This window comes from Photorhabdus sp. RM96S, from assembly GCF_042879335.1.
GTDB classification, from domain to species: domain Bacteria; phylum Pseudomonadota; class Gammaproteobacteria; order Enterobacterales; family Enterobacteriaceae; genus Photorhabdus; species Photorhabdus kayaii.
The window spans coordinates 1-24385 of record NZ_JBHFKT010000035.1 but is presented as its reverse complement, the minus strand read 5'-3'; the positions used below and the strand labels follow the sequence as shown (position 1 = coordinate 24385).

The window sequence follows — 24385 nt, the reverse complement described above, 5'->3', positions numbered from 1 at the left end:
TCCCAAGGGAATTTATTGTTCATAGGAAGTAGGGATGGAATTGCTGAATATTGGATATATTGGCGATAGCGCTAGTGGAAAAATAATTACCGAAGAAATCCGTGAGTATGGTCATAAAGTCATTATACTTGACTCAATAAACAAATCTGAAAAAAAATTAAATTTAATTATCACAACAGAAAATCAGGCATCCGTAATACAATTACTTGAAAAGCAATCAGAATATCTGATAATCATAGCCTCAAATAAAGAAATTATTAAAGACTTTGATACCCTACAAGCTCAAGAACGTTTATCTCTGTACTTTACATCGCCGGGCAGATCCGGTTATTTGTGTGGACATATTTCTCGTGAAAGCCATAGCGCGGTGGAGAGCTACCTTGAGAATATTAGGAACAAAATTACTGATATTGTTGTAGGGCTATCGCGTGGTGAACTTCCCATAATTCAAGATACACCGTATTGCCTCGGACGAAAATTCTATGCTGAAGCGCCAACCCGTATTCGTAGCCTGATTTCCCTCTTATTACAGCGATTGGGTGACCAGATGCAAGGGATGTGCGCGAGCGATCTCAGTCATATGATCTGGTATCCCAATGCTGATTTTCATATAATCCCGGCAACGGAGGTCACATCTGACAATCGGTATCTGACTCACTTTTTCTTTAACGAAACTGGGGTACTTAAACATCATAAGTATGCTAAATCCGGCGTAATGATAAGTGTCGTGGCAAACGAGGACGGAACACAGCTCACCGTTTGTGGTGACGATATACGTTTTAGCCATTTTACGGATTATTTGGATGCATTAGTGTCGCCGACCATTGACCCTATTAGTGCCCCTTTCGTAACTCAGCCTGATGAATTATATCGTCTGAGTGGGTTTAACGAAACCGATGATCCGAGCCTCTTGTCCCAAGATATTACCACGCTGTTTAATCACCATGCCAAGATACATCCAGAACTCACCGCGCTGCATGCAGACAATCGCAACTATAGTTACGGCGAACTTAATCAAGCATCAGATCAAATGGCGTGTTGGCTACTTGAGCAGGACAGTAATAATGGTACGTTGGTTGCGGTTGCGATGCAAAAATCAGCGCTATTGCTGATTGTCTTATTGGGTATTCTAAAAAGCAATAAAACTTACGTTTTGCTTGATCCCCTAGCGCCGAAAACACGCAATCAAAACATCCTAGATGACGTGCAGCCAACACTTATTTTGGCAGATTCATCGCTAAAAGCAGGTAATGCCCCTTGCATATTACCATCGGCTATCAATTATCAAGAACTGCATGTTTCTGTAAGTGACCTTCCTGCAGCAAATAAAGATTCATTGGCTTATGTGTGTTACACCTCTGGCACGACTGGCAAACCGAAAGGCGCTATGATTACCCGAGAGGGACTAAGTAACGTTGCACAAAACCACCGTGATTTTATGCGGCTAGGTATAGGCAGCCGTGTGTTGGCTATTGCATCACTTGGTTTCGATGCATTCGGTTGGGATGTTTATGGTGCACTCGTCAGTGGTGCCACATTGTATTTAGCTTCAGCAGAGCTGCATACTAACATTGGTGCACTGCATCATTATTTGGCGCAGCATGAGGTTGAGCATGTCACCATTACTCCGGCCATACTGGAACTTTTACCACGTGATGTCTGGCAAGGCTTACGAAGCATGATCGTTATGGGAGATGCCCCCCCATCAGACGTAGTTGCCTGGTGGAGTGATCGCACACGTTTGTGCAATGGCTACGGACCCACAGAGGCTACTATCGCCACCTCATTGTGTGAATACCGTCCTGGAGTTGTATGGAACTGTATTGGTACACCATTGAAAAACTACCGTTGTCATATTTTGGATGCATACCATAATCCAATGCCCGTGGGCTTTGAAGGTGAGCTATACATCGCTGGTAACGGTTTGGCACAAGGTTATTTGCACCAGCCCACGCTGAGTGCTGAAAAATTTGTCACTATGTGCCTGCCATATATGCCAAATGAAGAGCGTATGTATAAAACGGGGGATATCGCCAAGTGGGATGAGCAAGGTAATATCATTTTCATAGGACGCAGAGATCATCAGGTTAAAATTCGTGGTGTGCGTATTGAAATCGGTGAGGTGGAAAGCGCCCTACGCAGCCATCCACAGGTAGAAAGTGTTTGTGTTGTGGTCAGAACGCAATCTGTCGATAAAGGTAAAATTTTGGTCGCCTTCGTGCAATCGACTTCGACAGAATTAACGTCAGATACTCTTCGCCACGCAATGGTGACATTACTGCATCCCGCAGCTATTCCAACCTCATTTGTTTTCTTATCTTCGCTACCACTGACAATTAACGGTAAAGTTGCCCGCCAACTGTTAGAAAACTGGCCGCTTGACGATCTAATTCATCGTATCGCCCAGCCGGAAACCGAAACGGAAACCATTCTCGAACGGATTGTGGCAAATGCTATTGGGTGCTCACATGCTGATGTTAACCATGAGTTTATCAATCTTGGTGCTCATTCGTTGACTATGAGCAAAATTGTAGCTCTTACTGCGCGTGATCTCTGTTGCCGCTTGAATATCGCCGATATTTTTCAGCACAATACAATTCGTAAACTGGCTGAATATATTGAGAACAAGGCCGTCGCAGCAGAACGCTCCATTGTAATTACAGAGGAACGACGCGCATTGCTGAACCCACAACAAAACCTATTGTGGTACCTGAGTGCGCTTAACCCCGATGATTGTAGCTACAATCTCCCAATTGCCGTGGAAATTCGCGGTCATTTAGACCTCATAAATTTTGAACATGCGGTCAACTTAGTCTATGAAAAACATGAAAGCTTACGAACCCAATTTACCGAGGTGAACGGCTTATCCTATCAGTATGCACAGTCGCATATTCCAATAAACCTAGCCGACCATCGCGTAGATGGGCAAAAAATGCCGCTTGAAAAGCTAGTGAAATCACTGTGTGAGATGCCTTTCAATATTATGCAACGGCCTCCCGTCACACTACGCTTGGTGCATTACCATGACCAACACCATGTACTGATCTGGGTGAAACACAACATTTTGACCGACGCTTGGAGCGAACAACTGATCCTCAACGATCTGTGGCAACATTACAACGATTTGTGCCTTGGCGTACAACATGCACCTCTATTGCCGCAGATACAGACCATCGATATCGTCAACAATAGTGCGGAGTTTTGTACTCAAAACGAGATCACTTATTGGCAACAGCATCTGGAATGCTGTCGTGAACTCGATTTTCCCTTGGATAAGCTTCGCCCGCTGATGCCGACACACGCTGGCGATCGCATACGCTATCCACTGCAAGCCGACATTGCCATACGACTGGAACAACAGGCTAAAACATTAGGTGCTACGCCTTTTGTCTTGCTTATGGCCGCATTAGCTTATTTACTGAGCAAATATACTCAGCAGCAAGATATTGTGATCGGCACCGCTATTGCCGCGCGCGATAACTTGGATCTGGCACAGGTCAGTGGATTCCACGTTAATACTGTTCCATTACGCACCATGTTGTGCCCACAAGACACCATCGCCAACCTGATCAACAAAATGGCGGAAACCTGTATCGGTGCCTATCAGCACCAGCAACTATCTTTTGACCGCATTCTACACCTGATCGACTATGAACGGGTGTCGAATAAAAACCCACTATTCCAGATTATGGCGATCTTGCAAAACGCTGGCGACGTGTGCCAAACGGGCCTGTATGGCTGTACGCTACAGAGGCTTCCTGTGGCATCTGGTTTCTCAATGTTCGATATGACGTGGAACTTCAATCTGACTGAGGGAAACATCACTATAGAACTCGATTACGCCAGTGAGCTTTTCTACCCTGCGACCATGCAGATGATACTGGATAACTATGAACAGGTTTTGGAACAACTGCTCACCCTGCCCAATTCTGCCGTCCTTTCTACCGTTAACCCGCTCTGTGCTGCTGAACAGCGCTGGTTGTTACAACTGGCTAGCAATCCGGTAGCAAGCCAACGCGGTTCGTTGATTGAACAAATCCACAAACTGGCGCAAACACAACCGCATAATATCGCCGTTAGTTGTGAACAACAGCAGTACAATTATGGTCAGCTATGGGATGTGTCTGAACGTATCGCCAACGTGTTGCAGTCCATTGATAGCCAGGCGTTCTCTGTTGGCATCATGATGGAGAAAAATTGCCGCGTTGCCGCCCTGATACTTGGCGTGCTTAAGGCAGGCAAACATTATGTGCCAATTGACGTTCATTATCCGGCTGATCGCGTAAGTTACATGGTTGAAAACGCACAGACCCGGATATTGGTCACAGATGGTCATCCCGAACGAGCATTGAGTCATATTAAAACCCTCAACTTTGAGACGCTGACAACATGCCCTGTAACTGATAACCCGCTGCCAACGCTTTCTGACGAGCTGCTAGCCTATATCATGTATACATCTGGTTCGACCGGGAATCCCAAAGGGGTGATGATCACCCAAGGTAACCTGAATAACTTCACTAATGACTTTGTCGAACGCCTGGCATTGGAGAGCCAAGATAAGGTGCTCAGTCTGACCAGCATCAGTTTTGACATCTTTGGTCTAGAACTGTTTTGTTCATTGGCCAGCGGTGCACATGTAGTTCTATGTCCACGTGAGACAGCGATGGATCCCGTGAAGTTGTACCACCTTATTGAGCAACAGCAGCCTCGTGTTATTCAGGCCACGCCTACCGTATGGAGCACCATTGTTAACCATCTTTCCCCATCCACAGAGCGTCCGCTGACGGTGTTGTGTGGCGGCGAGAAAATGCCTGCAGCCCTGCTGGCGCAGCTGCGGCGTATCGCTACCCAGGTACTGCAAGTTTATGGCCCAACGGAAACCACTATTTGGTCTACCTGTGCCGATCTGACACACCACGGTGATAGTGCATGTATTGGTATGCCAATCAACATGACGGATGCTTTTGTTATGGATGAAACTGGCAACCTGATACCAAGTGGCGCTTTCGGCGAACTTTGTCTCGGGGGAGCGGGTGTTTCGCCAGGTTATTGGAACAACCAGACGCTGACTGACAAGGTATTCTCGCAGAGTCAAGTGCTTGGCACCAGACATTACTTGTACCGCACTGGCGATATTGTTCGCTTTACCCGACAGGGACAGTTGGAGTATCTCGGCCGTAACGATCATCAGGTGAAAATCCGCGGTCACCGTATCGAACTGACAGAAATAGATTTATGTTTGTCTGCTATCGGAACCATTGAACAGGCGTTGAGTCTGATTGTTGGTGAAGGGCAACATGCCCGGATTGTTAGTTATCTGCAGTTGGCTCCCGGGGCAACACTAAATGAAAAAATGGTGCGTACAGCATTGAAGGCCAAATTGCCGAATATCATGATCCCTTCCGGTTTTGTGGTATTGCAGACATTCCCATTAACTAATAACAACAAGATCGACATACGCAAGCTACCTGCACCAGAAATGAACTATTCGGCTTCAGAGGACGATTATACTCCTCCAGCTAACGAAGCAGAACACAAGATGCAGCAGATTTGGCAACAGGTGCTAGCGTTGGCACAAGTCAGTGTCACGGACAGTTTCTTCAGTCTTGGTGGTAACTCATTACAAATTCCGCAATTGCTGCACGCGATCCGCCTAGAGATGGGGATCACCTTAACGATCAGGGAGTTTATTCTACACAGCCAGATCCGCGAATTGACGGTGTTGGCGCAGAGCAAGTCCGGAGAAACCGCCCATGGAACGCATTGAAATACACTACCAAGGGCGTATGCACCATATCCATCACAGAGAGCCAATTCGGCTCTCTATACGGCTATGTTTTGCGGATAACCCTGTAAACCTTTATGGTGTCACGCCGGTCAGTGATGAGCCACTCCGCTATGGCAATGCCGTAGCCAGTGTGCAATTTGGGGGGGCATGCAATGCCTCCCGTATTAGCCTAGTACCACACTGTCATGGCACCCATACTGAGTGCATTGGGCACATTTTACCTGATGTACACAATGTAGCCGACCTCAACTTTGCCCCTTTTATTGCCGCCACCCTGATCCGAGTGCCGTTACAGCGAGCCTCGGCAATGAAGGATAGCTATAACGCCAGCGCTGAAGATGATGATTGGGTGATCACCAGAGAAGCTGTTGATGATGAACTGACTCTGCTGACTTCAGATTATCTGCAAGCATTAGTTATTGCAACCGATGAACTCCCTTGGCTCCCTGATGGCGGTGGTGCCCCCTACTTTAGTCATCAGGCGATGGTACGCATAACAGAGCTGGGCGTGCAGCACCTACTGGTGGATATTCCGTCCATTGACAGGCTAAACGACGGTGGGCGGATGGATAACCACCGCTGTTTTTGGGGGATGACCGATCCCGCTTCGCCCATTGCTGAACGCCAGTGTACTTCTGTGACGGAATTGATCCACATTCCATCGCATATTTCACCCGGCCACTATTTTCTTTCCATACAGTTACCGAATCTATCAGGGGATGCCCTTCCCAGCCAGCCGGTACTATTCCCGTTTTCATAAGGTAAGAACGCGTCATGGACTACTCAAGTTATCTGCAATTAAACCAGTTGTTGGCACTCCAGCAACCTGCCTCACCTTGCAGTGAGCACCGCAATGAAAATCTGTTCATTATCACGCATCAAACGTATGAGTTGTGGTTTAAACAGTTGATCGATGAGATCCATCAAGCAATTGATCTGATTGGTGCCGGTGAAATACCAGCAGCCATCGAAGTCATGATCCGCGTTAATGCCATTGCACAAACCGTGGTAAACCAGATTACGGTCATTTGTACATTGAAATTTCATGAGTTCCAACGTTTTCGCGGTTATTTGGGAACCGCTAGCGGTTTTCAGTCTTACCAATTTGCTGGTATTGAGGCGCTTCTGGGTAAGGCAAACAGCAAAAAATTTCAGCAATACTTAGATGATGATGTTATCCAGCAAAGGCTGGCAGCAATAGTACGGCCTATTTCGCTCTGGGAGACTGTACGAGTTCAACTCATGCAGATGGGCGACCCAGCACAAAGTGAGAAAGATATCATCAAGAGTATGTTAGAACGCCCTTCCTGCGAGTCACTATTACTTAATCAGTTGCTGGATCTGGATTCGTTGTTACAGGAGTGGCGCTATCGACATGTAAAACTGGTTGAACGCACGATTGGTCAACGTAAAGGTTCAGGTGGTTCTGCGGGCTCAGACTATCTAAAGTCCACGCTTTTTAACCCAGTATTTGATGAACTGTGGGATGCAATCAACTGAATCATAACACGAAATCCAATGCACAATGGGATCGCAAGATCCCTTTTTCAAGATCACCATTATTATAATGGCAGGTAAGCCTTATGCACACTGTACACTTCCCTTTACCACGGCGTTGTCTGAAAAAACTGACCCCAGAACGTCAGGGAAAACTGCGGATAATTGCTTTCCCACATGTGGGCGGTAGTGCCATGGTATTTCAACGTTGGGGCAAACTACTGTCTCAGGATATTGAGCTATTTGCCGTACAGTATCCGGGCCGAGCAGATTTGTTACTTTACTCCCAATTGCTGTTTCCGCAAAGCACCTGTTATTGGGCACCGTTGGCTGCTTCTCAGGGGGACCGTGATAACTGGATTTATGAGCAAGATTTATCTGATTGGTGCCAGATCGCAAGCAGAGAATTTCAACAACACAGCTTTGACAGTGGGCAGTATCTGGAAGAGCAATGTAACTCCGTAGTAGCAAGACTCCATCGGTTGTTGGCCGGCCATTTAGCACCGACCAACGTTTAAATACTCAGGCGCGTTTTTTTTCACCTTTTGGCAAGGTGAGTTGCCGTTCGCTACGTACGATACTCCCTGCCAGCATCAGTGCACAAATGCTGCTAATTGTCAGTACCACGCCAAGGCGTTGCGTCAACCCTGCCAGAACCAAACCGCCCCCTAACATCAGGTAATACATCAAACCAAGGATCGCCCCCGCCGTTCCCATGCAATCTTTATAGCGCCGCAGGGCACGCGCCAGAATATTGGGAATAGCAATCCCATATGCCATCACAACCAGCATCATTGGTAAGACAAACCATACCGTTTCTTCCAGTAAGAACACTAAGATACCGCCAGAAAGCAGCAGAACACACGCCAGTGTTAGCAAAGCGGTAAATAACCAGTGCTTGGTGATCAAAAGCTTGTTAATGGCTGCGCCAAGGGCCACACCTGCTGCCAACACCAGCCCGGTATAGCCAAACCATTGCGCAGGAAGACCCAGTGTTTCAAAACGGAACGGTGCTAATTGGTAATAACTGAACATGCAGATATTGAATAGAGCGACCAACAGCGCACTGTGCCAGATGTCACCATCTTTAGTCATACGCTCCAGAGTACCGAAGAAGAAGCTTTTCACGACCTCTTGCGGGCGCGTTTCTGGCAGTTGCCATGCAGCATAAGCCAGCAACGCCGCCGCTAATATCGCCAGACCGCTAAAGACGCCCTGATAGCCCCAATAATGGGTCAGTAACGCACCGCTCAGCACGCCGATCGCCGGGCTAACCGCCATCGCTATCCCCATCACCGAAAACACTCGCGCCAATTCGTAGCCGCTGAACTGATCACGAATGGCAGTCTGGGTGCCCACCGATCCCACCGCTGCACCAAAGGCGGCCAATACCCTCGCCACCAATAATATGGTAAAACTATCGCAGAAGATCGCTAAGATCGATGCCAACATATATAACGCGAGTCCGGTAAGGATCGTAGGGCGCCGTCCAATCACATCACACATCCGCCCCCACACCACAACGCCGAGGGCAAAAGCAAAGAAGTAACAGGACAAAGTTTGCGCGGCCATTTCTGCGCTGACATGAAACCCTTCAGCGATATGAGTAAGCGCTGGGCTGTAGATCGTTTCCACCACTTGGGGAAACATCATCATAGATGTTGCTAGTGTGAGGGTAAGTTTGCGTTGCATAGCAAGTCCTGTGACTAAAGGTAAAATAGGGACACCAAGGTACCACCTTCGCTCTGTTGTCTGTTACAATATAAAAGACAAAAAATTTACATAATCGGACAGAGTATGACATGGCTTAACGCTCAGGATGCCTTTGATCCGGATTCATTCGACAATAGCGTATTGGGCATCGCAGCCGAATTAGCTCAGCATGACTCTGGCCCACACTGGCATAGGATGGGGCAACTACTGTTTAGTCAGCGAGGCTGTATGCGAATTACGCTCAATGAGAGCATCTGCATGCTCCCGCCGGGTCGTATCGCTTGGATTCCACCGCGGCTGGAGCATCGGGTGCAAGTTAGCGGTGTAGTAGGTTATCGCTCGGTGTATCTCGATCGCTCCCATTACCCTAGTCTGCCTGAATGCTTAGAAGTCCTGACTGCTTCACCTCTGCTACGCGAAGTGCTGGAGCGCATTGCCATCGCTGAGTTCGACACCAACTGGCAGCACGGTGCTACCGCTAATATTCTAGCGGTATGCCTGGATGAGATACAACTGGCTCCACGCGAATTAACCCTGCTGCCCCTACCCAGTGACCGCCGCCTGAGAAATTTAGCCGATATGGTCACAATACCGCCGCTGTACGAGCTGGCTAGTTATATCGGCGCATCGGAAAAAACCATTAGCCGCATCTTCCTGCGTGAAACTGGGCTGAACTATCAACAGTGGCGGCAACAGTGGCGGCTAATCAAAGCAATAGAGCTGCTAGCAGAGGGATACAGCCAATCTGACGTCGCTAGCCAACTAGCTTTTTCCAGCGATAGCGCTTTCGCCACCTTTTTTAAAAATATGGCAGGCAATCCTCCACGGGCATATATGGCAATGCGCGGTTAAGTTTGCCATTTGTCATAGGTAATCAATCCGACACGCTGTGTTATCCGCAGTTAGAACGGAATGTGCATTGCTCACAGAATCGCCTTGAGTAATTATCAGTTACGCTCGGCTATCACTCGGGTTGATGGTAAAAAAGAATTTACTGGGCGAACCGATATTGAAACGGTGTGGCCAATTGATTGCCAACGTTATCATCTACCACCATAACTCGATCATTTTATTGCAGCTGCTGAATAAATTAACACCAAGGCAGTGACACTGCTGACCAAATGTTGCTGGTAGCTTGGCAGTATATATTACTGAACGGTCATTATTCTTTTCAGAGTAATGGTAAAATTATTGACCTTGATGAAGTTGTGGCAGGACTGGATTTAGTGTGACGAGAATTTCGTCAGCTCTGGTTTATAACCCCAGGATAATTTATTAAAACAAAATGTTACATAGTTAGTCATTTTCGAGGGGGGCCTCCACTGGCTTCCATAATGAATCAAATCTAATTATGGCGTAGAAAACAGTCAGTGGGGAGGAATCTCTATGCTTGCTGGCAGTAGATGAATGTGTGAATATGCCTGCCATTCTTATCTTTAGCAACCGGGAGCTTGTGGTCAGGTTTGCTACATTTGGTCCGTTCTTTCAATTAATTATTATGAAAAAAGATAATTCCTCTCCTAAGACGTTAAGTGAAAAAGTAACAAATATTATCCGGCAAAAACTGATTATTGGGGAGTTATCACCCGGTCAACGACTATCAGAAGCGGCTCTGAGCGAACAACTTGAAATATCGCGTAATACATTACGTGAAGTTTTTCGTGTACTGACGCAGGAAGGGTTACTGCGATATGAACCTAACCGTGGTGTTTTTGTCGCCACACCGAGTATTGCTTCTATTATCGATATTTACCGGGTCCGGCGGTTTATTGAATGTCAGGCATTAGCGCAATCTTATCCTCTGCATCCTGCGGTTGAACATATGCGCAGTGCAATCGAAATGGCTAAACAGTGCCGTAATACTCAGGACTGGCTTGGTGTTGGAACCGCAAATATGGCATTTCATTCAGCTATTGTTGAACTGACTGACAGTGAACGGTTGATAACATTCTATGGGCATATTTCTGCGGAATTGCGTCTGGCTTTTGGTTATCTGAACGATCCTGAACTTTTTTATGTTCCCTATATTGATCAGAATGCCCATATTTTGGCGTTACTTGAGAAAGGTGAACCAGAAAGTGCGGCCTCCGAGTTAAAAAGCTATCTGGAGCAGTCAGAGCGTACGGTATTAGCGGCTTATATGCGCAAAAATCGTGCTTAATAAATGTTAAGAAAAGATAATATCTGCGACTAGATTGGCAAGTTTATTGATAAGATAAATTAATTTAATTAATATGTTTAAAATTTTTTCATATTTTGGTTTGTAACGTTATGTTTGTTTGGTACCTCTCCAGACAAAGGCGGTAGTGTCTATAAGGATCAAGGAAGTGAATGATAAGAGAAGCTATATATGCCCTTTGTGCCATGATGTTGAACTTTTTAATCCTCCCAATTACAGATCACTTGGTTATTAAAAACATAATTCATCGTATTTTTGCGGTAAGTCATATTAGTAACACGAGTTACAGGAAAACGTGACTTATAGTCCGTGGTTTGATAAGTAACATCGTTCGATACTTATCGAATGAAAAAACCTAACACTATAAAATCCCTTTTTGGACAAAGAGTTAGATATATCAGAATGGCATCTGGTATGTCTCAGGAAGCTTTTGCCGATAAATGTGGGCTTGATCGTACTTATATCAGTGGCATTGAACGTGGCGTCAGGAATCCCACGCTTGAAGTTATCAATGTCATAGCAAGTGGTTTGCAGATCGAATTAAAAGATCTGTTTGACTTTGACGCGGAGAAAAAGAGTTAGTCGACTTTAATTCGTGCATCAGTGATTTTCTCTCCAATTACGCTTTCTGAGACACTTGAAAGTTCTGTTGTTAAAAGTCGGTAATTTTCATCTCTGATTTGCACTATAGGAAATAGATGACGACTCACCTTGCTTGAAAAATGATGCGCTTCAACCAAAGGAATAACCATACGTCTTCCTGGTGTTTCAATGATGTCACTTTGTACATCAACAAACATACTGTATTTGCTTTCGCTCCGTTTGTATTGATAAACAACAAATTGCATTTACCAGTTCCTGTTTTCATCAGCAAATGAACCATATTGTTCAATAAATTGAGCAACTTCTTCCATTCCTTTGCGATTATCTGCTTTCCAGCTTTCAGCTTTGATTCGTTGAGCTTCTCTGGTCATGACTTCATTAACAAAACCTGAAATGTTTACACCGGCTGAACTCATGATCAGATAATTTTCTTTATCAACTGTTATGTTGACTCTATGCTTCATAGCACACCTCAAAAACACACTTTAAGTACATATTAAAAGTATGTATTTCGTGAAAACAAAAGGCAACCTGATTTTTTACGTTCGCATGAAGAAATGGATTGCGAACAGGAAAAGATAAATGCAAGTAATCATTATTCTTACCGAGTGGTATAAAGTAGATCGGAGCAGCTTATCTTATTGATAAACTGCTCCATTTTTATCTACAGCCACTTACTTTGTGTACCTTGAAGGCCATATTTCAGCGGGATCGCGATCCAAAGCCGTGGCAATAAGCCGTTGACCTTTGGGCCAGCGGCGTTGCAGGGTATTAGCAAGGGTAGATGATGCTAACCCTGCTTCCCTTGAAACGGCTGCTAATGATGTTCCCCGTTTTTTCAGCTCGGCGATAATGTCTGCTGGGTGCCAGTCCTGATTTTTCATTATTAATCCTCCACGTTACGGATAACTTTGATATGAAAAGGTAAATCGTTACATAGTAGACTATAAGTCACATATGATAACATAACTTACCGCAAAAAGTGACTCATAGTCCGTGGTCTGATAAGTAACATAATTCGATACTTATCGGATGAAAAAGCCAAATGCTGTAAAATTCCTTTTTGGACAAAGAGTTAGGTATTTCAGGCAATCGTCTGGCATGTCTCAGGAGGCTTTTGCCGATAAATGTGGAATTGACCGGACGTATATCAGTGGTATTGAGCGTGGGGTTAGAAATCCTACGCTTGAAATCATCAATATTATTGCGAGTGGTTTGCAGATTGAGCTGACAGACTTGTTTGATTTCAGTGCAAAGCCAAAAGGCTAAAATAGTCTCTTTCCCCTTTATTTCTTGGAAATTTTCTTATCTTTTTGTTGGAATGAATTACTGTGCTAGCCTTGATAAAGGTTGAGAAAATGGGTTGGTGGTAACTGATAAATACGATTAAGGAAATGTTATTGTGAGTAAATTGCATAAAGGCATGAATCAGGAAGCGTTTGAGAATAGTTATTTTTACGTAACTGAACTTCGGCAGTTTGCTAAATCTTTAGGAATTGCAACAAGTCACTTAAAAAAGAATGAGCTTGAGCTGCATATTCGATCACGGCTATTTGGCTATTCAGGCGATTTGCCTATTGCTATTCCTAACAAAAGAGATTGTGCTAGTCGGGATTTACTCACCCTAGAAAGTTTGGTAATAAATTATGTGAGTGACAAGCAAACTAAAAATTTCTTATTAGAACAAGTGAACCGCCAATATGGGCCATTAGCGGATAAATCCGGCCAATGGTATTGGTTAAATCATTGGCGTAAAGCGCAAATTGCCAATAATAACAAAATTACCTATGGTGATTTGGTCGAGCACTTGGCTTCTTTGAAACAGCAGGAAGGAAGGCTTCCACAGATCCCTTCCGCTCGTTTGAATAATTTTATTAGTGATTTCATTGCTGATCCTGAAAATAAAGGTAAAGGGAAAAAACAGGCACTGGAAATATGGCAGGTGTTGAAAGAAAAAAATTTACCTAAAACGTATCTTGCTTATAAACATAATAAATACCAAATTGAAGAATAAGTTTATACCCAATGGATTTCAAGATGGATCGCGACGAAGAGGCAACTTGAAAGATGACGGGTATATTGAGGGAGAACCTATATCTCCCCCAATAAATGGCTTTATTAAATGGTAATAATTTTCTGGATGTTATTTCGTTCAATTTTTATTGTCAATTTACCTGATGGTGTTTCTGACAACTGATTACGAAGATAGGTGATATCCTTAGGAAGGGCTTGTTGACCATTAACTTCCAGGACAATATCACCGTTCTTTAATCCAAATTTTTCAATATATTTCGGATCGTTGTAAAATATCTCTACTTTGTTATTAAAATAACGGATTGCAATCGTGCGGAGTAATGGACTGTCATAACGGGTAAAGTTTTTGGCGTTAAAACAGAGCAGCATTTTATTTGGAATAAACAGATAATCATCAAAACGTGAGAAGAAATTCATACCAAGATTGTAGAGATCATTTTTATTTTCGCCAATTCTCAGACGACCTACCGGCAGTTGCTGTAAATAAAAGCCATCAATCAGATACTCTTTACTACTATCAAGCCCACTAGCGGACGCGTATTTGACATTGATTCCTTCAGAAATTTTATCTTTGTGCTCTTTTTTCAGATATTCAATAAATTCCTGAGAAACATAGCTGTAATCGGCTCCGGTATCTATATTAAAAACGACATTAGAAACCTGGATTGCGGGAGATCTACCGTAGCTATCACTGTAAGGTTCACATTGTTGATAATTTAGGATTGAAGGCGCATGTCGCCATACTGTCAATGTGTGGTTCAGATTATTTATTTCCCAGTTTAACTGACGAAAAGTGTCAATGCCGAGAATACCATCCAGATCCTGACCAATGGACTGATTAAAGAGGCTTATGTCAATGCCAATCCAGGGATCAGAGCCCGGCACCGTATGGTTACCGAGGGTAATCGCCAGGGGTTGCCATAACGTTAGGTCAGCTTTGTGTAAGCGTTTTTCACTGGTTGTAACCAGTCCATCGGACAGCATACGATGGAATGTAGCCGGTATTTTTGATTCTGGTGTGGTTTGTGTCAGCGTTTTTGCCAGCTTATTATCGATGAAGGTATAACTGGCGCCAGTATCCAGTAAGAATTGATATTTTTTACCGGAGATAGTGACAGGAACAATGATCGATGTTGGCTGATGGATGTCCAGCTTAGTAGAAAGGATGGGTTTATTTTCTTCTGGCATATGGATTTTTTCCATATGGCTACAGCCCGTTATCAGTGTCAGCAAGCTGGCGGTAATAATTGCCCGTGTGGCTATCTTTTCCTGTTTTTTCATAATATTAGATTCCTTTTCTAGGGGATGGAAGATAAAAATCTGGGGTCCGGTAAAACCCAACATAATGCACTGGAAGCAATAAAATGTTGTGTATGACCTAGGATAGTACGCGTTACCAGTACAGCTCAGCTTCATTGCAAATATTATTATCTGCTTTTTGCTAAAACCAAAGATAAACAATAACATCATTACATTAGTTGATGTGAAATGTAGTGAGTAATTGTTTAACTGCGGTTGAACTATTATTAATTTCAGCGGTAATGTTGGTGAAAATGTCGGCTATTAATAAATTATCTGGATGTGTTTGATTATATAGTGTATATCAATGATAACAATTTTAAATAAAAATCACTATATACCCGTCATCTTTCAAGTTGCCTCTTTGTTGGCTGCACTCACTCACCCCGGTCACATCGTTATCTATGCTCCCGGGGATTCGCTCCCTTGCCGCCGCGATCCATCTTGAAATCCATAGGGTATAAATCATTAATATTTTATTTTTAGGTATAATGTAAAGGTAATAAATATTTATTGGGTTTATATTTATATGTGTAAATTATTTTTCTGATAAATATCCAGATGATCTCAATATAAGAAAATAACACCTTTGGGCTAAAGGAATATATTGATTTTATGTCTATATCACTAAAACTCAGCATTGTCGTAGCTATTTATAATGGAAAGCGGTTTTTACCGCAGTTTTTTGTCAATTTATCTCGGCAAAAGCTAACTGATTTTGAATTAATTTTGGTTGATGATGGTTCAACGGATAATAGTCGCCAGATTATTGAGCAATATGCCGAAAAATTCCCAAAGACAGAAATTATCACTCAGAAGAATCAAGGGGTTTCTGTTGCCCGTAACACGGGGTTAGCGAAAGCCAGAGGTGATTATGTGGCTTTCCCTGATATTGATGATGTCATTTATCCGGGTATGTATAACCGGCTGTTAGAGATTGCTCAGAATAATGATTTGGATATTGCTACTTGCAACGGTCATTATGTTTATGATGATGGTCGGCCTGCTCGAAAGATTTTTCCTTCCGAGCGCCTCTCTTCTACCGTGGTTCTGAGCGGGCCAGAATGGTTGCAACAAGCACTGAGTTCACGCAAATTCCTGCATGTAACTTGGCTGAATATCTATAAACGGGCTTTTCTGACAAAACATCATTATCAGTTTGAACCGGGGTTGCATCATCAGGATATTCCGTGGACAACAGAACTCTTGTTGACGGCAAATCGGGTGCAATATATTGATGAATCTTTTTATGATTATCTGATTCACACCGCTTCGGTGTCCCATGTTCCTGCGGATGATCGTATTAAGGTAAGAACAGCACATCACTATATGAAAATCTTGGAGATGCTGAATAAGATTAATCAGCGTTATCCACAACAAGTCAAGCAGGTGCCGGCGTGTCATTGGCAGATCGCGAAAGAGGGGCTAGGGATTTTGCATACGATTAATGAGATAGAATCCTCTACGATAAAACAACAAATCGTTCATGAATTGTTTGAGCGCGGTATTTGGTCAATGATCTGGAAAAATGCCCGTGGATTTAGATTGCGTTGGCGTTTGGCTCGTCGATATCCGCGACTTAGGGCGGTGTTAAAAGCCGTTTAATAGTGAAAATAACGGCTTTAATGATCGATCGCTCCTTACCTGTGGTTATTTTCCATCTTAATCGCAGGTATCGCCGATGTTTTTCAACGCATCAATAATCAATTGCCAGAATCGCTGTTGATCGAGTTTGACTGCAACTTGGGTATGGCAATCTTCTGATGGTGGATAACGGAAATCCGCTACGGTCATTCCCACAGTTAAGGTACCATTCAGTTCAATATTGACGGGGACTTTTTGCGTTGTCATCACGGTAGGGTCGATCACATAGGCGACGGCACAAGGATCATGTATTGGAGGGCAGTTGAAACCATGTCTCTTCTGATAACTTTCACCATAGTACTCCAGTAGCTCTACGACAAACCGAGACGCTTTGGTATTGATACGTGAAATTGCTTTGATGATTTCGGATGTGGCGCGTGCTTGATGTGTCAGATCCAGACCGACCATCGTCAGTGGCCATTTTTCATTGAAAACAATATGTGCCGCTTCTGGATCGGTTTTGATGTTGAATTCTGCCACTGCGCTTCTGTTAGCCGTGTGATATCCACCACCCATTAATACCACTTCTTTTACCCGTTCAACGATCTTCGGTGCTTTACGGACGGCGAGAGCAATATTGGTTAAGCTGCCAACGGGAACCAAAGTCACCGTTTTGGGCGGATGAGACATAATAGTATCAATGATCAGATCAGTGGCGTGGCGAGGATCTAGAGTTCGAGAGTGTTTAGGCAACTTCACGCCACCCAGACCAGATTCGCCGTGAATATCCGATGCCGTTTCGAGCTCGCGAACTAATGGCCGATGACAGCCTGCGGCAAAGGGTACGCCGGTAATACCGGCAATATGCGCTATCGCCAGCGCATTGTGAGTGACTTTATCCAGTGTCTGATTCCCGACAACCGTCGTGACGGCTAATAGCTCAATATGAGGGTTACCATGCGCCAATAACATCGCAATGGCGTCATCGTGTCCCGGATCGCAATCAAGAATAATTTTTTTGGTGGTCATTTTTACTCCTTGCCAGAGAAAGTGATATAAAAAATGAGCATAATCCAGTTAAAACGTCTATTCCGTGACAAAATCTTAGATCTGAGTGGGTGCTCTCATAAATAATTAGTAAAATGCTTCATAATTGTGATTTGATTAACACATAAACGATAATTGAGTTGTAGATCCAGTTTAAGTGTGATTTTTATATAGTTTCGCTATGGAATTGGCGGGCAATATCTGCTTCGGATTTATTATTAATTTATGAATAATTGCGAGGGATTGAATGGATATTCATGTAGATAGATTATCAACAGTGATTGAATCGGTGGCAACCAGTGAATTTTATCCTAATTTACTGACTTGGCTGGAACAATTTATTATTTTTGATAACGCCATTGTTTATGCCTTTGAACAAGGTTCTTCTCCGCGTTGTTTGAGTAAAACCGAGAAGAAAAACAGTGATGCAATAAATCAGATTTATCAACAGGGTGCTTATCTGCAAGATCCGTTCTATCAAGCCTTGATAGATGGGGCTGACACTGATCTATTTACCTTACGGGAACTCGTCCCTTCAGGGTTTTATCATACTGATTATTATCTGAATTTTTATCGTAAGACCGGTTGGCAGGATGAAACGGGGGTTTTACTGAAGCTCTCTTCCCAAAGGCAACTTGGCCTGTTTTTTGGTAAGGAAAATCAGCCATTTTTCATCCAGAAACAGCATCGGAAAAACCTGAAAACGACACTGGAAATTATCCGCAGTGTAGCGCGATTACATGATGATATGACGCAGCAAACACCTGCTGCTGAAATGGCTTATCTGGATACTCAGACTCGTTATTCCTTGACTCCGAGAGAATGTGAGATTGTGGAGTTGATATTGCAAGGTAAAGGCTCACCACAGATTGCTGAGAAACTTTTTATCAGTACGGGGACGGTGAAAAACCATCGGAAAAATATTTATCAAAAACTACAAATCAGATCACAAGCAGAGCTTTTTAGCCTGTTTATGGTGCCACCTACCCGTTATTTTGCCTGAGTCACAAATGTTAAAACTGTGTTGCAAATATCCCTAAAGGGACATGGTGATGTGACTCTGCGCTACAGATAATCCGGTGATTATGTTGGATGCTAATCGGGCTATCACATGAGCAATCATCTTGATTCATTAACTTATTACGCTGCGACCAAGAAATATGATCTTCGTTTTCCTGCATTACAAGAAGATCTGGATGTAGACGTCGTGATTATCGGCGGTGGATTTTCCGGTATTAATACTGCGCTTGAACTGGCGGAAAAAGGTATCACTAATATTGCGATCTTGGAAAGCCGTCATCTTGGCTATGGCAGTACAGGTCGTAATGGTGGTCAGGTTATGGCGGGTATCGGTCATGATTTGGAGGTGATCAAACGCCATATTGGTGAGCGAGGGTTGGAAACGATCTTTCAGATCAGTAACCTGGGTGCCGGCATCATTCGTGATCGTATCGCTAAATATAATATTGATGCTGATCTCTGCCGTGGTTATGGCTATCTTGGCATGAATAAGAGGCAGGAAAAGACGTTACGTAGTTGGTTGCAAGATTTTAAGGCGGTTTCTCCTGATGAAGAGATTGAGCTTTACACTGGCTCCGATGTGAAAAAGGTGATTGGTTCTGATGTTTATACTTGCGCGTTGAAGCATATGGGGGGTGGGCATGTCCATTCCCTAAACCTGTTGCTAGGTGAGGCAAAAGCGGCGACAGACCTTGGCGTAAAACTCTTTGAGAACAGCCAAGTACTGAATATTGAATATGGTCCCAGAGTAACGGTTCGTACCGCGATGGGATCGGTTCGTGCTAATAAAATGTTGTGGGCCTGTAACGCCTTTCTTAATAGTGGTCTTGAGCCATATATTTATAAAAAGGTGGTCAACACTTATGCCTTCCAATTAATGACGGAAGTGTTGCCGGATGATTTGATTGAGAAAATCAGCCCGATTCGCGGTGCATACAGTGATATTCGTCCGGTTATTGATTACTTCCGTGTGACGAGAGAAAACCGTCTCTTATTCGGTAGCGCAACCCCCTTCATTGAGCATATCCCATCTGATTTGAAAGCCTGGAACCGCCACTTGATGCTGAAAGTTTTCCCTTATTTGAAAGATGTGAAAGTTGAACTGGCATGGGGAGGGCCGTTGTGTTGCAGTGCAAACTTGTTCCCACAGATTGGCTCTTTGCCGCAGCACAATAATGTGTTCTATGTGCAGGGATATTCAGGTTTTGGGGTCACGCCAAGCCATATCGTTTGTAAAGTGTTGGCGGAAGGGATGAGTGAAGGATCTGAACGTTATGACCTGATGAGTTCAATTCCTCATGTGAATATTATTGGCAAAGATAAGTTGCGACATCTGATGGTATCAGCGGGAAAAATTTGGCATCAGACGTCAGGGTATTGGAAAGGTCGCCGTTAATTTATTGATCTCAATAGTATTCATTGGACAATTCATAAATTATTTTATTTGGAACGAGAACATTATGATTAAATCATTTTTACTGAACAAATCCCTGCCTGAATTATTGGACATTGGTAGCGTAAGCAATCTGGGAGCGACTGTGTTGGAAGGCGATCCGCAGGCCAGTATGGCAATGATATTTGGTGAACCAACGGATAGCCTGACATGTGGTATTTTCGCTTGTACTCGTGGCAAGTTTAGTATGGTGTATCCGTTTGATGAGCACGCAACCGTGACAGAAGGTTCGGTAAAATTGACCGATGTGAAGAGCGGTGAAACCGTTGAATATCATCCGGGGGATTCCTGGTTTGCGCCGAAAGGAACGGAAGTACTGTGGGAAATCACCGCTGACCGTTTTGTGAAGCATTATCTGGCTTGTATTAGAGGTTAAAAAAACTTATACCCTACGGATTTCAAGATGCATCGCGACGGCAAGGGAGCGAATCCCCGGGAGCATAGCGAACTATGTGACCGGGGTGAGCGAGTGCGGCCAACAAAGAGGCAACTTGAAAGATAACGGGTATATTTGATAGAGGTAAATAATGAGTGATATTAACTTATTACCGTCAGTTACGGCCTTTTTGCAGCATAATCATGGACATTATATTAATGGTCAGCCGGTCATTGGTCAGGGGAGTGAAACATTTTCTGTCATAAACCCTGCGACTGATGAAATCATTGCAACGGTTAATCAAGGCGGTGAAGCGGAAGTTAATGCGGCTATGCAAGCGGCACATGAGGCATTTCATGGGGTATGGGCCCAAACTTCACCGATGGAGCGCGGTCATTGCTTGAATCGTCTGGCAGATCTATTGCTGGCACATCGGGAAGAGTTGGCGCAGTTAGAAACCCTTTGTTCCGGTAAAACCATCCAATTATCCCGTATGCTAGAAATTGATTCTTCTGCTCAATTCCTGCGTTATTTTGCCGGATGGTCAAGTAAGATCAGCGGTGAAACCCTGAATGTCTCTTTGCCCTCTTTTAAGGGTGAACAATACACGGCGTTTACCCGTCGCGAGCCGATTGGTGTTGTGGTAGGGATTATTCCGTGGAATTTCTCCATCATGATTGCCATCTGGAAAATGGCGGCTGCACTGACTTGCGGCTGTACCATTGTGTTGAAACCCAGTGAATACACCCCGTTGACCATGCTCAGAGTGGCTGAATTAGCCAAACAAGCGGGTATTCCTGATGGTGTCATTAATGTGATTAATGGTTCAGGTTCGGTGCTTGGTCCTGCGCTGATAGGTCATCCATTATGTGCTAAGGTCACTTTCACTGGATCGGTGCCAACGGGTATTGCTGTTGGTAAATCAGCAATGGAACAGGGATTGACTCGTACCACGTTGGAATTGGGTGGCAAGAACGGTGCAGCGTTTTTAGCGGATATGCCTGTTGAAAAAATTGTCGATGGTGTTTTAGAGGCTGGTTATCTCAATCAAGGGCAGATTTGTGCGGCGGCGGAACGTTTCTATATTCCTGCAAGCCATATGGATGATGTGCTGAAATTGTTGTCTGAAAGACTCTCGGCAATGAAGATTGGCTTGCCTCTGGATGAATCAACAGAAATGGGGCCGTTGGCAAACAAAGCACACTATGACAAGATCCTGTCCCTGTTTGAGCAAGCTCGTCAAGAAGGCAGTGAGATTGTTTACGGTGGTCATGCTCTGGCCGGGCCGGGTTTCTTTGTGGCGCCAACAGTGATTCGTGCTAACAGCCCAGAAGATTCATTGATGAAGGAAGAGACATTCGGCCCTGTTGGGACTTTCCTCAGCTATAACGATGAAGAAGAACTCATTGGATTGATGAACAATACTCCATTTGGTTTAGCGGCGAGTTTGTGGACCAATGATCTCAGCAAAGCTATGCGCATGATCCCGCGTATCGAAGCGGGGACTGTTTGGATCAATATGCATACATTCCTTGATCCGGCATTACCATTTGGTGGTACCAAATCCTCAGGTATTGGTCGTGAATTCGGTAGCGCCTTTATTGAGCACTATACTGAATTGAAATCCGTGATGGTTCGCTATTGATTTGATATTCGGATCAAAATAAGCAAGGCCCCTTGATTGACGGGGCCATTTCAAACCTAAGGTCATCACTGGCATTTTATCCAAGAGAGGGCTACTCAGGGCAGCAGGTTGATTGTGTACTACTCACACTATAATTCAATACTCGTGATTAATAAGGTAACGAGTGCTACGACCACCAGCACCAGTACTTTCTAAACAACCTAGCTCAACCAAATGTGTCAGGTGTCTGGTTGCAGTGGCGCGACTTATCTTCGCTACCTTTTGATATTGGCTGCTGCTAATGCCTTGCTCAAAATTGCCATCCAGCATACGGTTTAGCACCTTCGTTTGCTCTGCTGTAAGTTGAGTCTGGTCTATCCGGCGCCAAAATTTAGCTTTTTGTACAACCTGATTAATTTCTTTCAATTTATTTGTTAAGGTCTCATTCAGTATTTTCAAAAACCAAACCAACCAATCAGTAATATCCAAACCGCCATGTTGAGTATTTTCAAGGATTTCGTAATACGCTTTACGATGATGACAAATACTTACCGACATTGCATAGAAACGAATTGAACGGTTTTCGGCTTGAGCAAGTGCAAGGTCTGTTAAAAATCGGGTAATGCGCCCGTTTCCGTCTTCTAAAGGATGGATTGTTACAAACCATAAATGGACAATTGCTGCTCTGATGATGGGATCGAGCCTAGTATCTGTTCGGGATTGATTGAACCACGTTATAAATTGGGGTACTTCATCGACCATTTTTTCTGGTGGTGGCGCCTCAAGGTGAACAGTTGGCTTATCCAAACGACCGGATACCACTTCTATCATCCTTTCGCGTAATTTGCCTCCTTGTATCGGATTGAACATGGTATAGCCTTCGGGGAATATCAACTGATGCCACTTGAGTATGCGTTCAAGGGTTAAATCGGAGTGGCTATTTTCTATCACATCAAGAGCAACCTTTGTAATGCCGTCACTCTTTTCTACGATTGGATAAGGTTTTTCTTCCGTAATACCTAATCTGTTTGCCAATGATGAACGTATCGAAGCTGCATTCAGTCTTTCTCCTTCAATTTCACTTGAATAGAGTATGCTAGATAGAAGGCTATCAAGCGTTGCCTGCTTGGTGTCTTCATAATCAGATTTGCCTAATAACAGTCCCTGATTGAAATGCACATCTCGCAGTAATGGTGCAATAGTATTGACATTCCAATGGAATTCCGGCCAGTTCGGTTGTTCCCATATCCACATTTGCTTCACCCGTGAGTCAAATAAGGCTTCTATTCTACTCACCAAATGAGGCGAATAGTAATATTATTTGACTCATTCTGGGTTTTTCACTTGGTATTTTGTCAACATGAGGTGAAATCACCAATATCGGGAAATAATTAAGTCTCTGTGTGCTTGTTCTTTAGCGATCAGAATAAGCATCAAGCGTGAGAATTGTTTAATTAAAGATGACTGTTAATGGTTAATGACGATATAACTATTTAATTTGTTTTATAGTTATTGATATGTTAAAAAGATTGATAGATTTTTATTCGTAAATTAGCTTGTTGATTAATAGGAATTAACAACTCTGGTGCTTCCAATAAGGATATTTCATTTATACGAGAATACTTAATCATGGTGGTTTTAACTAATAATACTATGGTGATGACGGAGGTAAAAATAGATGGATAATCATCTCCGTTGTCGGTTTAGTGAAGGCAGCATTACCCTACCAGAAGGTTATCAAGAGCAAACCGTTAATATCATTACAGCCCCTAATGCCCCTGCATTGAACATTTCCCGTGATAGTTTGGATGAAGGTGAAAGCCTGACCGACTACTTGGTTCGTTAAAAAGAGTTACTAAAAAAAGGATTGCGAGATTGGCAATTACTTGACGAACAGCCTGCGGTTCTTGGTGACAACCTGTTATCCGGCACTGCGCTGTTTTCCCGTTATCGTCCCAAAAAAGAGCAACAAGTTTATCAATATCAGGCGGTGTTTCTATTAGATGACCGTAAGGCGCTGATTTTCACTCTGTCGGCACATCAGGCCCTATCTGAGTCCTGTCTCTTGATCAGATCTCCAAATCAACTGATTTAGCCAGCAAATAGCCGTCTATCAGGGTTTGCAGCCGAAACCAACCTTCCCAAAGTCGTTCCCATCCGACTCGACC

Annotated in this window: 22 protein-coding genes and 2 pseudogenes; 16 read left to right on the top strand and 8 right to left on the bottom strand. The window is 43.8% G+C overall.

Annotation, left to right across the window (positions count from 1 at the left end; all coding sequences use genetic code 11):
- The first annotated feature begins 34 nt into the window (after positions 1–34).
- The 4 genes from ACGF49_RS18640 to ACGF49_RS18625 all read left to right on the top strand — a co-directional run bounded on the left by ACGF49_RS18640 (position 35) and on the right by ACGF49_RS18625 (position 7803).
- Positions 35–5767, top strand: a complete 5733-nt coding sequence (locus ACGF49_RS18640) for an amino acid adenylation domain-containing protein (RefSeq protein WP_387492227.1) — start codon at positions 35–37, stop codon at positions 5765–5767.
- Positions 5754–6548 (top strand): cyclase family protein, encoded by a 795-nt coding sequence (locus ACGF49_RS18635; protein ID WP_113043838.1) that lies wholly within the window; start codon positions 5754–5756, stop codon positions 6546–6548. The genes ACGF49_RS18640 and ACGF49_RS18635 overlap by 14 nt, the downstream gene beginning before the upstream one ends.
- A gap of 14 nt (positions 6549–6562) precedes the next feature.
- A complete protein-coding gene (locus tag ACGF49_RS18630; protein WP_113043839.1) occupies positions 6563–7288 on the top strand; it encodes a tryptophan 2,3-dioxygenase family protein in 726 nt (241 codons plus the stop codon).
- A gap of 83 nt (positions 7289–7371) precedes the next feature.
- Positions 7372–7803 (top strand): thioesterase domain-containing protein, encoded by a 432-nt coding sequence (locus ACGF49_RS18625; RefSeq protein WP_271859612.1) that lies wholly within the window; start codon positions 7372–7374, stop codon positions 7801–7803.
- A gap of 4 nt (positions 7804–7807) precedes the next feature.
- Here ACGF49_RS18625 and ACGF49_RS18620 read toward each other — a convergent pair whose 3' ends face one another.
- The gene (locus ACGF49_RS18620; RefSeq protein ID WP_113043841.1) at positions 7808–8977 is read right to left on the bottom strand and encodes an MFS transporter; all 1170 of its coding nucleotides are present in this window, start codon (positions 8975–8977) and stop codon (positions 7808–7810) included.
- Between the two features lie 105 nt (positions 8978–9082).
- Here ACGF49_RS18620 and ACGF49_RS18615 point away from each other — a divergent pair, with 105 nt between their 5' ends.
- From ACGF49_RS18615 to xreR1 (ACGF49_RS18600), 4 genes and pseudogenes are all read left to right on the top strand, one after another.
- Entirely contained in the window at positions 9083–9850 is a 768-nt protein-coding gene (locus ACGF49_RS18615) for a helix-turn-helix domain-containing protein (RefSeq protein ID WP_113043842.1), read from the top strand.
- A gap of 44 nt (positions 9851–9894) precedes the next feature.
- A pseudogene (locus tag ACGF49_RS18610) lies at positions 9895–10230 on the top strand (Tn3 family transposase); the annotation flags it as partial.
- Positions 10231–10496: 266 nt separating this feature from the next.
- The gene (locus ACGF49_RS18605) at positions 10497–11159 is read left to right on the top strand and encodes a GntR family transcriptional regulator (protein WP_387492250.1); all 663 of its coding nucleotides are present in this window, start codon (positions 10497–10499) and stop codon (positions 11157–11159) included.
- A gap of 363 nt (positions 11160–11522) precedes the next feature.
- Positions 11523–11759: a cell morphology transcriptional regulator XreR1 gene (gene xreR1 / locus ACGF49_RS18600; RefSeq protein ID WP_113026271.1), complete on the top strand. Its 237-nt coding sequence runs from the start codon at positions 11523–11525 to the stop codon at positions 11757–11759.
- Here the strand turns inward: xreR1 (ACGF49_RS18600) and ACGF49_RS18595 are convergent.
- The 3 genes from ACGF49_RS18595 to xreR2 all read right to left on the bottom strand — a co-directional run bounded on the left by ACGF49_RS18595 (position 11756) and on the right by xreR2 (position 12664).
- The gene (locus ACGF49_RS18595) at positions 11756–12025 is read right to left on the bottom strand and encodes a CcdB family protein (protein ID WP_113043844.1); all 270 of its coding nucleotides are present in this window, start codon (positions 12023–12025) and stop codon (positions 11756–11758) included. The genes xreR1 (ACGF49_RS18600) and ACGF49_RS18595 overlap by 4 nt on opposite strands.
- Positions 12026–12244: a type II toxin-antitoxin system antitoxin CcdA gene (gene ccdA, locus ACGF49_RS18590; RefSeq protein ID WP_113026269.1), complete on the bottom strand. Its 219-nt coding sequence runs from the start codon at positions 12242–12244 to the stop codon at positions 12026–12028.
- Positions 12245–12454: 210 nt separating this feature from the next.
- Entirely contained in the window at positions 12455–12664 is a 210-nt protein-coding gene (xreR2, locus tag ACGF49_RS18585) for a cell morphology transcriptional regulator XreR2 (protein WP_113026268.1), read from the bottom strand.
- 148 nt (positions 12665–12812) lie between these two features.
- Between xreR2 and xreR1 (ACGF49_RS18580) the strand changes: the two genes are divergently transcribed.
- Complete coding sequence (gene xreR1 / locus ACGF49_RS18580) at positions 12813–13049, top strand: cell morphology transcriptional regulator XreR1 (protein ID WP_011148388.1); 237 nt, start codon at positions 12813–12815, stop codon at positions 13047–13049.
- A 154-nt stretch (positions 13050–13203) separates the two neighbouring features.
- Positions 13204–13794, top strand: coding sequence for a hypothetical protein (locus ACGF49_RS18575; RefSeq protein ID WP_223121453.1), 591 nt, complete (start codon positions 13204–13206; stop codon positions 13792–13794).
- Between the two features lie 104 nt (positions 13795–13898).
- Here ACGF49_RS18575 and ACGF49_RS18570 read toward each other — a convergent pair whose 3' ends face one another.
- On the bottom strand, positions 13899–15095 hold the full coding sequence (locus tag ACGF49_RS18570) for an aspartyl protease family protein (protein ID WP_387492217.1): 1197 nt from the start codon (positions 15093–15095) through the stop codon (positions 13899–13901).
- A gap of 337 nt (positions 15096–15432) precedes the next feature.
- Positions 15433–15582 (bottom strand): hypothetical protein, encoded by a 150-nt coding sequence (locus ACGF49_RS18565; RefSeq protein WP_158536607.1) that lies wholly within the window; start codon positions 15580–15582, stop codon positions 15433–15435.
- Positions 15583–15728: 146 nt separating this feature from the next.
- Here ACGF49_RS18565 and ACGF49_RS18560 point away from each other — a divergent pair, with 146 nt between their 5' ends.
- A complete protein-coding gene (locus ACGF49_RS18560) occupies positions 15729–16718 on the top strand; it encodes a glycosyltransferase (RefSeq protein WP_113043847.1) in 990 nt (329 codons plus the stop codon).
- Positions 16719–16775: 57 nt separating this feature from the next.
- Here ACGF49_RS18560 and ACGF49_RS18555 read toward each other — a convergent pair whose 3' ends face one another.
- Positions 16776–17726 carry a nucleoside hydrolase gene (locus tag ACGF49_RS18555; protein WP_113043848.1) on the bottom strand — a complete coding sequence of 317 codons (951 nt, stop codon included), beginning with the start codon at positions 17724–17726 and terminating at the stop codon, positions 16776–16778.
- A gap of 265 nt (positions 17727–17991) precedes the next feature.
- On the opposite strand from ACGF49_RS18555, the gene ACGF49_RS18550 reads away from it, so the two are divergent.
- The 4 genes from ACGF49_RS18550 to ACGF49_RS18535 all read left to right on the top strand — a co-directional run bounded on the left by ACGF49_RS18550 (position 17992) and on the right by ACGF49_RS18535 (position 22238).
- The gene (locus tag ACGF49_RS18550; RefSeq protein WP_113043849.1) at positions 17992–18747 is read left to right on the top strand and encodes a response regulator transcription factor; all 756 of its coding nucleotides are present in this window, start codon (positions 17992–17994) and stop codon (positions 18745–18747) included.
- A gap of 108 nt (positions 18748–18855) precedes the next feature.
- Complete coding sequence (locus ACGF49_RS18545) at positions 18856–20160, top strand: FAD-binding oxidoreductase (protein ID WP_113043850.1); 1305 nt, start codon at positions 18856–18858, stop codon at positions 20158–20160.
- Positions 20161–20224: 64 nt separating this feature from the next.
- Positions 20225–20593, top strand: a complete 369-nt coding sequence (locus ACGF49_RS18540) for a cupin domain-containing protein (protein WP_113043851.1) — start codon at positions 20225–20227, stop codon at positions 20591–20593.
- Positions 20594–20744: 151 nt separating this feature from the next.
- A complete protein-coding gene (locus tag ACGF49_RS18535) occupies positions 20745–22238 on the top strand; it encodes an aldehyde dehydrogenase family protein (RefSeq protein WP_113043852.1) in 1494 nt (497 codons plus the stop codon).
- 135 nt (positions 22239–22373) lie between these two features.
- Here ACGF49_RS18535 and ACGF49_RS18530 read toward each other — a convergent pair whose 3' ends face one another.
- Positions 22374–23471 carry a Fic family protein gene (locus tag ACGF49_RS18530; protein WP_387492210.1) on the bottom strand — a complete coding sequence of 366 codons (1098 nt, stop codon included), beginning with the start codon at positions 23469–23471 and terminating at the stop codon, positions 22374–22376.
- A gap of 424 nt (positions 23472–23895) precedes the next feature.
- On the opposite strand from ACGF49_RS18530, the pseudogene ACGF49_RS18525 reads away from it, so the two are divergent.
- Positions 23896–24312: pseudogene (locus ACGF49_RS18525) on the top strand (DcrB-related protein).
- The last annotated feature ends 73 nt before the right edge of the window (positions 24313–24385 follow it).

Bases quoted from the DNA above. Each gene is read 5' to 3' on its own strand.
- ACGF49_RS18560 (WP_113043847.1), top strand. From the start codon at position 15,729: ATGTCTATATCACTAAAACTCAGCATTGTCGTAGCTATTTATAATGGA.
- ACGF49_RS18570 (WP_387492217.1), bottom strand. From the start codon at position 15,095: ATGAAAAAACAGGAAAAGATAGCCACACGGGCAATTATTACCGCCAGC.
- ACGF49_RS18555 (WP_113043848.1), bottom strand. From the start codon at position 17,726: ATGACCACCAAAAAAATTATTCTTGATTGCGATCCGGGACACGATGAC.
- ACGF49_RS18630 (WP_113043839.1), top strand. From the start codon at position 6,563: ATGGACTACTCAAGTTATCTGCAATTAAACCAGTTGTTGGCACTCCAG.
- ACGF49_RS18540 (WP_113043851.1), top strand. From the start codon at position 20,225: ATGATTAAATCATTTTTACTGAACAAATCCCTGCCTGAATTATTGGAC.
- ACGF49_RS18565 (WP_158536607.1), bottom strand. From the start codon at position 15,582: ATGATTTATACCCTATGGATTTCAAGATGGATCGCGGCGGCAAGGGAG.
- ACGF49_RS18550 (WP_113043849.1), top strand. From the start codon at position 17,992: ATGGATATTCATGTAGATAGATTATCAACAGTGATTGAATCGGTGGCA.
- xreR1 (WP_011148388.1), top strand. From the start codon at position 12,813: ATGAAAAAGCCAAATGCTGTAAAATTCCTTTTTGGACAAAGAGTTAGG.
- ccdA (WP_113026269.1), bottom strand. From the start codon at position 12,244: ATGAAGCATAGAGTCAACATAACAGTTGATAAAGAAAATTATCTGATC.
- xreR1 (WP_113026271.1), top strand. From the start codon at position 11,523: ATGAAAAAACCTAACACTATAAAATCCCTTTTTGGACAAAGAGTTAGA.
- ACGF49_RS18625 (WP_271859612.1), top strand. From the start codon at position 7,372: ATGCACACTGTACACTTCCCTTTACCACGGCGTTGTCTGAAAAAACTG.
- ACGF49_RS18620 (WP_113043841.1), bottom strand. From the start codon at position 8,977: ATGCAACGCAAACTTACCCTCACACTAGCAACATCTATGATGATGTTT.
- ACGF49_RS18605 (WP_387492250.1), top strand. From the start codon at position 10,497: ATGAAAAAAGATAATTCCTCTCCTAAGACGTTAAGTGAAAAAGTAACA.
- ACGF49_RS18595 (WP_113043844.1), bottom strand. From the start codon at position 12,025: ATGCAATTTGTTGTTTATCAATACAAACGGAGCGAAAGCAAATACAGT.
- ACGF49_RS18530 (WP_387492210.1), bottom strand. From the start codon at position 23,471: ATGTGGATATGGGAACAACCGAACTGGCCGGAATTCCATTGGAATGTC.
- ACGF49_RS18545 (WP_113043850.1), top strand. From the start codon at position 18,856: ATGAGCAATCATCTTGATTCATTAACTTATTACGCTGCGACCAAGAAA.
- ACGF49_RS18535 (WP_113043852.1), top strand. From the start codon at position 20,745: ATGAGTGATATTAACTTATTACCGTCAGTTACGGCCTTTTTGCAGCAT.
- ACGF49_RS18640 (WP_387492227.1), top strand. From the start codon at position 35: ATGGAATTGCTGAATATTGGATATATTGGCGATAGCGCTAGTGGAAAA.
- ACGF49_RS18615 (WP_113043842.1), top strand. From the start codon at position 9,083: ATGACATGGCTTAACGCTCAGGATGCCTTTGATCCGGATTCATTCGAC.
- ACGF49_RS18575 (WP_223121453.1), top strand. From the start codon at position 13,204: ATGAATCAGGAAGCGTTTGAGAATAGTTATTTTTACGTAACTGAACTT.
- ACGF49_RS18635 (WP_113043838.1), top strand. From the start codon at position 5,754: ATGGAACGCATTGAAATACACTACCAAGGGCGTATGCACCATATCCAT.
- xreR2 (WP_113026268.1), bottom strand. From the start codon at position 12,664: ATGAAAAATCAGGACTGGCACCCAGCAGACATTATCGCCGAGCTGAAA.